The 11,615-nt window shown below is 70.8% G+C and carries 11 protein-coding genes and 1 pseudogene; 6 read left to right on the forward strand and 6 right to left on the reverse strand.

Going from position 1 to position 11,615, the window contains the following annotated elements:
• Positions 1–24 precede the first annotated feature (24 nt).
• The 6 genes and pseudogenes from ACFOY2_RS23060 to ACFOY2_RS23085 form a co-directional block, all read right to left on the reverse strand.
• Positions 25–1,221: a hypothetical protein gene (locus ACFOY2_RS23060; protein ID WP_379530149.1), complete on the reverse strand. Its 1,197-nt coding sequence runs from the start codon at positions 1,219–1,221 to the stop codon at positions 25–27.
• On the reverse strand, positions 1,218–2,399 hold the full coding sequence (locus ACFOY2_RS23065; protein WP_379530150.1) for a hypothetical protein: 1,182 nt from the start codon (positions 2,397–2,399) through the stop codon (positions 1,218–1,220). The genes ACFOY2_RS23060 and ACFOY2_RS23065 overlap by 4 nt, the downstream gene beginning before the upstream one ends.
• Positions 2,396–2,791, reverse strand: a complete 396-nt coding sequence (locus ACFOY2_RS23070) for a hypothetical protein (protein WP_379530259.1) — start codon at positions 2,789–2,791, stop codon at positions 2,396–2,398. Before ACFOY2_RS23070 ends, ACFOY2_RS23065 begins: the two co-directional genes overlap by 4 nt.
• A 68-nt stretch (positions 2,792–2,859) precedes the next feature.
• Positions 2,860–3,174, reverse strand: a complete 315-nt coding sequence (locus ACFOY2_RS23075) for a hypothetical protein (protein ID WP_379530260.1) — start codon at positions 3,172–3,174, stop codon at positions 2,860–2,862.
• Positions 3,175–3,385: 211 nt separating this feature from the next.
• A pseudogene (locus tag ACFOY2_RS23080) lies at positions 3,386–3,559 on the reverse strand (LysR family transcriptional regulator); the annotation flags it as partial.
• Positions 3,560–3,653: 94 nt separating this feature from the next.
• Positions 3,654–3,776, reverse strand: a complete 123-nt coding sequence (locus tag ACFOY2_RS23085; protein WP_379530151.1) for a hypothetical protein — start codon at positions 3,774–3,776, stop codon at positions 3,654–3,656.
• 255 nt (positions 3,777–4,031) lie between these two features.
• Between ACFOY2_RS23085 and ACFOY2_RS23090 the strand changes: the two genes are divergently transcribed.
• The 6 genes from ACFOY2_RS23090 to ACFOY2_RS23115 all read left to right on the forward strand — a co-directional run bounded on the left by ACFOY2_RS23090 (position 4,032) and on the right by ACFOY2_RS23115 (position 11,614).
• The gene (locus ACFOY2_RS23090) at positions 4,032–5,333 is read left to right on the forward strand and encodes an acyltransferase family protein (protein ID WP_379530152.1); all 1,302 of its coding nucleotides are present in this window, start codon (positions 4,032–4,034) and stop codon (positions 5,331–5,333) included.
• Between the two features lie 525 nt (positions 5,334–5,858).
• Positions 5,859–7,094 (forward strand): sugar transferase, encoded by a 1,236-nt coding sequence (locus tag ACFOY2_RS23095; protein WP_379530153.1) that lies wholly within the window; start codon positions 5,859–5,861, stop codon positions 7,092–7,094.
• A gap of 2 nt (positions 7,095–7,096) precedes the next feature.
• The gene (locus ACFOY2_RS23100; protein WP_379530154.1) at positions 7,097–8,353 is read left to right on the forward strand and encodes an O-antigen ligase family protein; all 1,257 of its coding nucleotides are present in this window, start codon (positions 7,097–7,099) and stop codon (positions 8,351–8,353) included.
• Positions 8,350–9,825, forward strand: a complete 1,476-nt coding sequence (locus ACFOY2_RS23105; protein WP_379530155.1) for a lipid II flippase MurJ — start codon at positions 8,350–8,352, stop codon at positions 9,823–9,825. The genes ACFOY2_RS23100 and ACFOY2_RS23105 overlap by 4 nt, the downstream gene beginning before the upstream one ends.
• Positions 9,822–10,523, forward strand: a complete 702-nt coding sequence (locus tag ACFOY2_RS23110; RefSeq protein ID WP_379530156.1) for a polysaccharide deacetylase family protein — start codon at positions 9,822–9,824, stop codon at positions 10,521–10,523. The genes ACFOY2_RS23105 and ACFOY2_RS23110 overlap by 4 nt, the downstream gene beginning before the upstream one ends.
• An 11-nt stretch (positions 10,524–10,534) precedes the next feature.
• Positions 10,535–11,614 (forward strand): glycosyltransferase, encoded by a 1,080-nt coding sequence (locus tag ACFOY2_RS23115; RefSeq protein WP_379530157.1) that lies wholly within the window; start codon positions 10,535–10,537, stop codon positions 11,612–11,614.
• Position 11,615 lies beyond the last annotated feature (1 nt).

The following is an 11,615-nucleotide window of genomic DNA, read 5'->3' on the forward strand; positions in this document are numbered from 1 at the left end:
GACGGGGGACCCCGCCGCCCGCGATCAGCCGTCGCCGACGGAGCCGTCGGCGTAGGTGACCGTGGGGATCGGCGGCGGGGGCGCGCCGGTGACGCCGGCGCACGTCATCGCGAGCGCGGCGGCGGCCGGGTCCTGGGTGGTCACGCAGGCCACCATCGAGGTCGAGGGCGCGTCGCCGGACGTGGCCGCGGCCTTCGCCAGGCGTTCGCGGTTCATGGTCACCGTGCAGGTGCGTGACCTCGGCCCCTCGTCGCAGCCGTACCAGAAGGGTGTGTTGTTCGGCCGGTAGTTGGGGTTGTTCTGGCCGCGCATCGGGTTGGGGTCGGGGCCCGAGATCTTGGCGACGAGGCTGACGTGGTCGCCTTCGGCCAGGCGGAAGCGGCACTGGTGCGGGGTCGCGCCGGTCGTGGTGGCGCACTCGACCGGCGCGCCGGTGACCGCGACGCCCCAGCCCGTCATGAGGGCGACCACGAACTCGTGCTCCTTGGCCTTCTTGGTCGGCGTCGGCTCCGGCTCCGAGGGGAGTTGCACGGGCTTGGCCAGGCCGAAGTCGGGGATCACCAGCTCACGAAGGGCCACGTTCAACTCTTCAGGAGAGCGGACGAAGCGCGGCTCGGGCGCGCCGGTGGCGCCGGCCAACGCCTGGAGTTCGTCACGCTGCTCGTCGGGAACGTGGAACCCGACGAAACGGAACTCCAGCGTCAGTCCGGCGGCGGCCACGCGCTCGCGGATCGCCTTCATGGCGGCGCTCTGGTCGCGGGCGCAGCCGTCGGTGCCGTGGCTGGTCACCACGACGATGCGGTTACGGCGCAGACCTCGGAAGGGGTAGAAGCCGGAGAAGTCGTCGATGGTCGCGAGCACGCCGCTCTCCAGGGTGGCCTTGCCCGCCGACGACAACGTCCGCGCCGCCGAGGCGACCTGCGCGCCGCTCCCCGTGGCGCTGCTCACGAGTTCGGCCGTGTTGTCGGCGGCCCCGCAGCTGCCGCCGAACCTGCGCAACGAGACGGCGTCGCGGTCACCGGCGTTCCGCGCGGCCGATCCGACCGAGGAGGCGATCTCGCCGACGGCGACCTTGCTCTGCGAGGTGTCCACGAGGAACGCCGTGCGCTGCTCGGGAATGGCGAGATAGACGTAGTAAGCGATCCCGGCCAGGACGAGCAGGAGCACGACGACCACGACCGCCGTCCTGCGGGACTTGCGGGGCTTGGCCGTCGTGGTCATGAGCTGCTCGCCGGGGCCGTGGCGCGCAGCGCCGTGAGTGCGTCGTTCATGCGCCTGACCTTGTCGTTGTAGTCCGTGGTGGCTCTTTCGAGCGGGGCGAGCGTGGGCGGCGAGCCTGAGCGCGCGGCGTCCAGCACCCGCAGGGCGCCGTCGAGCAGGCGCTTCTGGTGAGTGCGCAGGTCAGCGGCCCGCGTGTGGAGGTCGCGGGCGGCGGGGGTCTTGGCGCGGCCCGCGAGGTCGTCCAGTTCGGTGTCGACGTCGGCCGTTCCCGCCTGGTTGAGCTCGCGTGCGGCGACGTCCTGCCTGCCGTCCCGGACGGCTTTCAGCGCGGTCTCGATCCTGGCGACGTTGGCGTTGAGCGTGTTGATGGTGCGCGTAGCGTTGTCCAGCACGGGCTCGACGTTGGCGAACCAGTCGAGGGCGGCGTCCAGCTGCGCCCGCGTGCTCGCGTACAGCGGCGCCGGGGCGCCGGAGGCGGCCGCGATGCCCTCCAGCCCTCCGCGCCGGCCTCGGGGAACCTGGTAGCCGACCACGCGGAACTGGATGCTCAGCCCCGCCGACGCGACCCGCTCGCGGATCTCGCGCTCCACGAAGGCGGTGTCGGTGTCGCAGGCGTCGGCGCCGTGGTTACTGATCACGATGACGCGGTTGACCTGCTTGGCGCGCTGCGCGAAGGGCGTGGTGAAATCCTCGACCGCCGCGACGATGCCGCGCAGCAGCGTGTTCTCGCCCCCGGCCCGTACTTTGCCCGCCGCCGCCTCGATCTCCCGCCGGTTGCCGGTGCCGAAGGACACGAGCTGCGCCGTGTTGTCCTCCGCGCCGCACCGGCCGCCGAAGCTGCGCAGCGCCAGCGCGTCCCGGTCGCCGGCGGAGCCCATGACGGTCATGAGCGACTTGGCGATGTCGGCCGGGGCGGTGGTCGCGTCGATCAGGAACTGCGTCTTGTACGTCGGCGCGTACTGCGGAAGGACCACGCCCACGACGAACCAGGCCACGCCCGCCACCATCGACCCGACGATCAACGTGACCAGCGAGACGGTGAGGCTGCGGGGCAGGTTGACGACGGTGACGTACAGGTCGCGTGCCGCCTGGTAGATCCGCGCCCAGCCGGAGGCCCTGGCTTCCAGCTTCAGTTCCGTCCGCGGCTCGTCCCTCGGCGCGTTGGAGGGTGCGGTCATCGCCCGCGGACGTTGATGTCCCCGCCCGACTGGAACAGCCTGGCACGGCCCGACGCGTTGGCGATCATGACGGTGGGAGCGCCGCCGGTCGGCGGGGTGAGCCCGTCCACGATGCGACGCAGCTCTTCCGCCGCCTTCGGATCGGCCGCGATCAGACGCCCAAGGCGACGGCGCCACTCCACGGCCAGTTCCTCCTCCGTCTGCCGATCCTCGGCCTTCCGCGCGGCCAGCACCTCCGCGCGCACCTCTTCGAGGTCCGCCTCGATCGCGGGCACCCGCTCGGGGTGTGCCTTGCGCCAGAGCGCGGCAATGGCTGTCCGCGCGTCGTTCCACCCCTCGGAGGCCATCGCCCCCACCACCGCCGAGCCGGCGGCCACCATGAACGGATCCACGTCCTCAGCATCGGGTCGCCGTGCGGCACCTGTCGAAGTCCCATTGCCAATACGCCTATTGGCCACGCCTATCGGCGCAGGAACGCGACCTCGCCGGCGGTGCGCGCGGCAAGCCGGCAGAACGCCTCGGCCAGCCCGCCGTTGTCGTGAATCCGCCGTACCGCGACGACCGTCGCCGAGGACAGGCCGGTGACCTCGACCATGCGGATGCCCGAAGGCAGTGGGGTGTCCTTGTAGTTGTAGGGGCCCGGGCAGAGCACGCGGTTCATGCGTACGGCGATCAGCAGCTCGTCGGGGGTGCCGCCAGGCTCGCCGGACAGGCGGGGCCCCTCTCCATGGCGCTGCTCGTGCATGTGCCACCAGCGCATGACCCGCTCGGGCACGGCCCACCTGCCGCCAGCTCGTCCGCACCCTCGGATACGCCGCGGCGAAGGCGCTGAGCACCGAGAAATGCAGTTCGTCAGGGAGAGGTAAGGAGACCCCGACCCGAAAGGCGCCCTCCTCTGCCCCCGCCACGTGCCTGGCCGTCCTGGCCGCCTCCTCCACCGCGTTCAGCACGGTCTTGATCCGGTCGTAGAACGCTTCGCCCGCGGCGGTGAGCCGGGTGCCCGCCGGATCGCGGACGAGCAGCGTCGCGCCCACCCGCTGCTCCAGCTCCCGCACCTGCTGGCTCAGTGTGGGTTGCGACACGTGCAGACGGACCGCCGCCCGGGTGAAGCTCCCCTCCTCGGCCACCGCTACGAAATAGCGAAAATGCCTTAGCTCCATGAACGCCCCCTCCCTTGCTCCATCGTCCGATATCGGAGCCGAGCGTGGGAGTCATTCTTTATATACGGTGCTTTGTCATAAAAAGCCGACTTTCTCATTGCCAGGCCGCGCCACCCGCCGACCTGGCGACGCCCTGTCCGGCAGCCTGCTTGAACGCCCTCGCCACGAGTTCGCCCACCGGATCGAGGGCGGCCAGCAGCGAGACGAGCGCCACCATGCGGGCGCCGGGTTCGCCACGGCCGGCGCGGCCCGTAATCGGTCGTGAAGCGCCGCCCTCGGCTCCGGGTCGGCCTCCGGGAACGCACGCGCACCCGTCCCTCGCTGCCTTCATGGCGGGTGAACAGCGGGTGGTTTCTTCACCAAGTCGGTTGACGTCCGGGGTCGCCCGCAGGAAGAGTCGGTGGGTCGTCCGCGTGGTCCGGCTGGGTTTACTCTAAGCGTTCACTCAGGTTGACCCCATAGCGTGACAAATATGTCTATCCACCTGGCCGCACGGGAAGGCGGCGGGCCGCAGGCCGAGGTTCCAAGGCAGGCGTCCGCGCCTGCCGGCCGACATACCTGGCTGGACGCCCTGCGTGGCGTCGCGGTGCTCGCCGTGCTGTTCGAGCACCTGCTGGATCCGCTCTTCCCCGAGGTCCGCACAAGCGTCAGCCCATGGTTCGACTTCGGCCAGTACGGCGTCATGGTGTTCTTCATCGTCAGCGGCTACGTGGTCCCCGCCTCACTCGAACGGCGCGGCAGCGTCTCCGGCTTCTGGATCAGCCGCCTGTTCCGCATCTATCCCCTGTGGATCGTGGTGGCGATCACCGCCACCGTGTTCGGGCTCGTTCAGGTGTACCTGACGCTGCCCGGCCAGTTGAGCGACAACCCCGTCGTGTCGGGCATCGCCCATCTGACGATGCTCCAGGACTTCCTTCAGGTGGTCAGCGTCGTCAACGTGTTCTGGACGCTGTCGTACGAGATGATCTTCTACCTGCTGGTGACCGCGATCTTCGTTCTGTGGCCGCGCCGCGTGAGCACCACCGGGACGCTCACCTTGGCGATGGCGGGTGTGCTGGTGGGCGGTGCGCTTCCGGCCGGCGCCCTGTCGCGTGCGTTCGGCGGTGACGTCGTCGTGCTGGTCACGACCGTCGTGCTGGTCGCAGGGCTGGCTGCCATCCTCCTCGGCGGTCATCGGGTACGGCTGTGCGGCGCGGCCGCCGTGGCCGTCCTGGCGATCGTGTTGCTTGCGGTCAACAGCCGGATAGGCGCGTGGCAAAGTCTTGCCATCCTGTCCACCATGTTCGCCGGGACGGCGCTCTACCGGCTGGACCAGGGGCAGCTCCGCCGGAGGACGGCGAGCTGGATGATCGGCCTGGTGCCCGTCGTGTCGATCGGCGCCGCGATCTGGTTCGGCCCCGGCTGGGGCATGTCCGAGGAGCAGGCGCTGGCGTTCAGGTGGAGCTGGTCGGCCGCCGTGGCGCTGGCCTGGCTGACCTTCGTGGCCGGCCGCCTGCTGCGTTCAGCCGCCATGCCGGGCTTCCTCGTACGCCTCGGGCTGATCAGCTACTCCGTCTATCTGCTGCACCCCCTCGCGATCCAGGTCCTGCGCCGGATAGTCCCCGACCCCGCCTTGGTCTCCCTTCCCGCGCGAATCGCGTGGTACGCGGCGCTGCTGGCCGTGGTGGTCGCCTCCTCCGCCCTGACCTACCGGTTCATCGAGCGGCCGGCCCAGGACCTCGGCCGCCGCCTGGCTCGCTCGGTCTCTCGAAGCCGGCGCGAGGCAACCGTCTGACCCGAATCGTTCCGGACGGGCGATCTGCGCATGATCGCCCCCGGGTCGAACCGGCCCCCGATGCGACGATCGTCCCCGGGACGCGATCGGCCTTATGGAGATCGTGCCCAATTGCGGCTTCCTGCGCTCCGCACCCGAATCCGAACCCAAACCCGGGAACGGCATTCACATCACCAATGACCGACCAATGAAATCTTGCGTGGCCACGCAAGACTTCAACCCTGCATGTTCTCGATTTCCGTAGGACGCACAGCTACGATCAAGGTTTCGTTGGGGTAGTTGTTCGCGTATTACGTAGGAATAGCGCCGCCTTACGTCTATACAGAGAAAAATTGCCGGAAAGGTGACTATCGACTGTTTAGATGGGCCAGATCAGCGCGTCTGGTCAAACTAGCTCTATCCGGAGAAACAGTGGCTGTAAGTGTTAGGGACGACCGCCAGGTCAGCAGGCGGTCAGGTCACCAGGGGTCGAGACTCTGGGGGGCGGTCCAGCCCTTCAGCCTGGTCGGCGTCGACCTCATGTGCATGACGTTCACTGCGGCCAGTGCTGGACAGGAAATACCGCGAATCGGGCTCGCAGCGGTCCTGGTCGTCGCGGTCAACGGCCTCGGCCGCGTGTACACCCCACGAGTCCTGCCTTCCAGCCTGGATCGCGGGTTCTGGCTCGCCGGGTCCGGCCTCGTGGCCGCGCTCGCCGCGTTCTGGGAAGCGGCGTCGCTCGCCGTGGTCGCGCTGAGCGCGGTGTTGTTCACCTTTCTCGCCGTATGCTGCAGGAGCGTCCTCTACTACGCGCTGCGCAGGGCACGCCGGCGCGGACGAGCGGCGCCCGCGCTGGTGATCAGCGCCTGCGCCCACGGCCGCGAACTGGCCACGAACCTGCTCAGCTATCCCGAGTACGGCCTGCTTCCCTTGGGCTTTCTCGACGAGGCCGACGACGAGCAGTTGTTCCTGCCCGTTCTGGGCCGCGTCGAAGACGTCGCCCACGTCGTCCAGTCACACGGGGTGCGCGCGGTGGTCATCACCGGGCAGGGGCAGCAGTCGGTCGCGAGAACGGCGCGGGCGCTGGGCTGCGAGGTGTTCCTCGCACCCGACCTGGGCGAGGTGATCGTCGACTTCGTCACGCTGCGCGAGCACGTCCGCAGCTTCCCGCTCCTGCGGATGCGCCCCGAGGCGCAGAGCAGGATCTCCTGGCCGTTGAAGCGGGCGCTCGACATCTCGGTCGCGCTGACCGGCCTCGTCCTCACCGCCCCGATCCTGGCGATCTGCGCGATGCTGATCCGCCACGAGGTCGGCTCGGGGGCGCTGTTCAGGCAGCGCCGCGTGGGCTACCTGGGCCAGTCGATCGAGGTGATCAAAATCAGGACGCTGAAGCCCGCCGACGCGCACGAGTCCGCGACCTTGTGGAGCATCGCCCACGACAACCGGGTCGGCCCGGTCGGCAGGCTGCTGCGCAAGACGTCGCTCGACGAGCTTCCGCAGTTTTGGAACGTTCTCAAGGGCGGCATGAGCATCGTCGGCCCGCGCCCGGAACGCCCGCACTTCGTGAAGAAGTTCTCCAGGACCATTCCCGGCTACGCCCTGCGGCACCGCATGCCGATCGGGATCACCGGCTGGGCCCAGATCCACGGGCTGCGCGGCGACACCTCGATACAGGACCGCGCCCGCTTCGACAACCACTACATCGACGACTGGACTCTTCGGACGGACCTCAAGATCATGTTGCGGACGTTGGGGGCGCTGCTCCGGCTGGGCGGCAGATAGACATGCGCGTACTGAATCCGCGGCCCAGCCTGGCGGCCGCCCTCACGGTGCTGCTCTCCTGCGTTCCTTCGGTACGTGGGGACCTGTCGGCCGCAGTGCAGGTGACGGCCGCCGACCTCGCCTCGGTCGTGCTGGTCGCGATCGCCGTCCTGATCGTCAAGCCGGCCACGCTGCCCGCCCGCGTCCTGGTGCTCGCGCCTGTCGCGGGCGCGGTCGCCATCGCGACGCTGGCCTCGCCTGACGCGCTGGTCAGCCTGCCGGGCTACGTCAGGTACGTCCAGGTGTTCGTGCTCGTTCCGCTGGCCGTCCTGGCGACGGTGCGCGACCGTACCGACATCCTGATCGTGGGTGGGTCGCTCGTCGGGGTGGCGGCGCTGCAGGGACTGGTCGGCTGCGTTCAGGTGCTCACCGGCAACGGCGCGTCCTACGCGGGCGAGCCGGTACGGGCCGTCGGCACGTTCGGCGCGCTCGACGTCATGGGCATGGCGAACGTCGTCGGCTACGGAACGATCATCCTGCTGAGCGTCGGCCTGGCCCTGCGGGGGCGGGCCCGTGCCGCCGCGCTCGGAGGCGCCGCCCTGCTCTGCGTCCCGCTCGCCCTGTCGCTCAGCCGCGGCGCCTGGCTCGCGCTGCTCGGCGCGTCACTGGCCGTGCTGTTCCTGCGCAACCGCGCGCTCGCCGCCCGGGTGGTCCTGCTCGGCGCCGTCGCGGCCGTCGCGCTGGCCCTCGGCCCTGGCACGGGGTCGGACCTGCTGGAGCGGCGGGTGACCTCGATCACCTCCGCCGCCACGCAGCCCGATCAGTCGGTGAACGACCGGTACCACCTGTGGCTCGCTGCCACGAACATGTGGCTGGACCGTCCGCTGACCGGGGTCGGCCCGCGCAGGTTCGCGCGGTTGCGCGACACGTACGCGCCCATCGGCCTGTCGACCGGCAGCGACACCGACGACCCGGTCAACGGCTACCGGCGCCAGCCGCTGCTTTCCCCGCACAACATGTACCTGCTGACGCTGAGCGAGCAGGGCCTGCTCGGGCTGGCGGCTTTTGGAACGTTCCTGGCGTGCATGGCCCGGTGGGCCGTGCGGGGCCGCACGCTGACCGCGGTCGGGCTGCTGACCTGGCAGATCATCGCCTTCGCCTACGGCGACATCGGCGGCCCCGCGACGCCGGTCATGTCCGTCGTCCTGGGGCTGGTGCTGACGCTGGTCGCCCGGCCCGAAGTGCTGGCGCCCACCCCCCTCCGGGGAGCGCTGCGATGACCACGGCCACCTCGCCCACGTCCAAGGCCATCAGCGTCACCGCCGTGCTCATCGCGCTCGGCTCGCTGCTCGGTTTCTGCCGCGATCTGCTGCTGGGCAGGCTGTTCGGCGCGGACGCCAGCACCGACGCCTTCCTCGTCGCCTGGACGATCCCGGAGACCGCCGCGCCCCTGCTGATCGAAGGGGCGATGGCCTTCGTGCTGGTCCCGCTGTTCAGCCGGGCGATGGAGGCCGGGGACGACCCTCGGGCCCTGGTGTCGTCGACGATGCCGTACCTGTGCCTCACGCTCGTGACGGTGAGCGCGCTGACCGCCGCCGGCGCGCCGTGGCTGGTCGACGTGCTCGCCCCCGGCATCCCGAAGGGCGACCTCGCCGTCGATTGCATGCGCGTGGCCTCGGTCACGATCCTGACGTTCGGGGTGGCCGGCTACCTGAGCGCGGCGCTACGCGCTCACCAGGCTTTCGCGCCGCCGGCCGCCATCTACATCGCCTACAACCTGGGGATCATCACCTGCGTGTGGGCGCTGCGGGACCAGGGCGCCTACGCGGCGGCCGTGGGGGTGGCCGCCGGCGGCGTCGGCATGGTACTCGTCCAGGCCCCGGCGTTCCTGCGGCGCTTCTGGCCGCCCCGCCGGCCTGGGCGCGGCGTGTCGCCGGCGGTGGGCGTGTTCCTGCCGGTCGCGGTCTTCACCCTGGCCCGCCAGTGCCAGGTCTTCGTCGAAAGGCACGTCGGCTCGTCGCTGGCCGAGGGGTCGATCTCCCACCTCAACTACGCCCAGAAGATCGCCCAGGTGCCGATGGTCCTGTCGCTGGTCGTGGCGACGGTGAGCTTCCCGCATCTGGCCCGCGCCGTCGCCGCCGGCGAGGCCGAGCAGGCACGCAGGAGGATGGCCGACGACCTCGTCAGCGCCTCGGCGATCGTGCTGCTCGCCACCGCGGCGCTGCTCGTCTGTGCTCAGGACGTCGTGGCCGTCCTGCTGCAGTACGGCGCCTTCACCGAGGCCGACACCGTCGCCACCGCGCGGATCATGCGGGTGTACGCGCTGGGGCTGCTCGGCCAGGCCGTGGTCGGGGTGGTGTGCCGCGTCTTCTTCTGCGACGCCCGCGCCTCCTGGTACCCGACCCTCGCGATGGCCGCCGGGCTGGCCGCGACGGTCCTGCTGGCCCGCCCGTCGTGGGGGGTCATCGGGATCGCCGCCGCCAACGCGGCCGGGATCACGCTGACCGCCGCGATGCTGCTCGCCGGGCTGCGCAGGCGGGTCATCGCCCTGCCGCTGCGCGCGACGAGCGCGCCGCTCGGGGCTCTGCTGCTGGCGGCCACGGCCTCCGCCGGAGCCGGATGGGGAACGCGGACGCTGACGGCGAACCTGCCGGAGCCCGTCCGGCTGGCGCTGGCCGGCACCGCGATCGCCGCCACATTCTGCGCCGTCGCGGCGTGGAAGGGAACCATCAGGATGCGAGCTCGCGCATGACCGCCATGCCTCTCGTGCTCATGTACCACTCCGTGGACAAGTACGACGACGACCCGTTCCAGATCACCGTCTCCCCCGGCCGCTTCGCCCAGCAGCTCCGCTGGCTGGCCGAACGCGGCCTGACCGGTGTCTCGATGCGCGAACTCCTGCGCGCCCAGGCCGAGGGCGGCACCCGCGGCCTGGTCGGGCTCACCTTCGACGACGGGTACGACGACTTCATCACCGAGGTCGTGCCCGCCCTGCTGCGGCACCGGTTCACGGCGACGGTCTTCGTGGTCTCCGAGCTGCTCGGCGAGCACAACGTCTGGGACGCCGACGCGCCGCGCAAGCCGCTCATGGACGCCGACGGCCTACGCTGGGCCGCCGAGCAGGGCATGGAGATCGGCTCCCACTCGGCCGGGCACCGCTCGCTGGTCGAGCTGAGCGAGGCCGAGCTCTGGCACGAGGCGGCCACCAGCAAGGCGACGCTGGAGAACGTGCTCGGCGAGCAGGTGAGCGGATTCTGCTACCCGTACGGGCACGCCGCCGCCCGTGAGGTGGCCGCCGTCCGCCGGGCGGGCTACTCCTACGCCTGCGCGATCTGGAAGTCCGAGCACAGCGGCACTCACGCGCTGCCGCGTACCTACGTCGGCGACCGCGACGGCCCGCTGCGGCTGCGCGCCAAGTGGACGCGTCACCGGGTCCGGTGGGCTCGGTGAGGGTTCTTCACGTGATCACCGGTCTGGCGGCGGGCGGCGCGGAGCAGCAGTTGCGCTGCCTGCTGCCGCATCTGCGGGCCCGATGCGAGGTGGCGGTGCTCACCGGGCACGGCGTGGTCGCGGACGCCATCGAGCGCACGGGCGTGCCCATCCACCACATCGGCATGCGCGGCAACAGGGACCTGCGCGCCGTCGGCCGGCTGGCCCGGCTCATGCGCAAGCACCGCTACGAGGTGGTGCACGCCCACCTGTACCGGGCCTGCGTGTACGGCAGGCTGGCGGCGCGGCTGGCGAATGTGCCGGCGATAGTGGCGACCGAACACTCGATCGGGCACGAGCACATCGAGGGACGCCGCCTGTCCCGCCCCATCAGGGCGCTGTACCTGGCCAGTGAGCTGCTCGGAGACCTCACCGTGGCGGTCTCGCCGTCCGTCGCCGACCGGCTGTCGAAATGGGGCATCCCCCGTGACCGCATCGTGGTGATCCCCAACGGCGTCGACCGGGCGGCGTTCGGCTTCGACCCCGCCCTGCGCCGCTCCACCCGGGAGCGGCTGGGCCTGGCCGAGGACGCGTTCGTGATCGGCGGGGTCGGCCGCCTGGAGCCGGGCAAGCGCTTCGACCTGCTGGTCGAGACGCTGCCACGGCTCGAAGGCGCGGCTTTGCTGCTGGTGGGCTCGGGTTCGTGCGAGCCTCGCCTGCGGGAGCTGGCCCGCTCGCTGGGCGTGGAACGCCAGGTGATCTTCGTGGGCGAGTCGCTCGACGTGCGGGGCCTGCTGTCGGCGATGGACGTGCTGGCCGCGCCCTCGGTGGAGGAGACGTTCGGCCTGGCCGTCGTCGAGGCGCTGGCCTGCGGCCTGCCGGTCCTGTACGGCACCTGCCCGGCCATCGACGACCTGCCGCCGGGGTCGGCTCCGGGAGCACGACGGGTCACGCAGGACGGGCTCGCCGACGAGCTGGAGGTCCTGGCCGCCCGTCCGCCCGGCCGGCTGCCTCCTCCCGACGCCGTCCGCGTCTATGACATCCGCCGTCAGGCGGAGCAACTGGAGTCGCTCTACACGCGCCTGCTGGGCGCCGCACCCATGGAGAAGTAAC

It is taken from the genome of Nonomuraea purpurea, from assembly GCF_042650645.1.
In the GTDB taxonomy this organism is placed as follows: Bacteria; Actinomycetota; Actinomycetes; order Streptosporangiales; family Streptosporangiaceae; genus Nonomuraea; species Nonomuraea purpurea.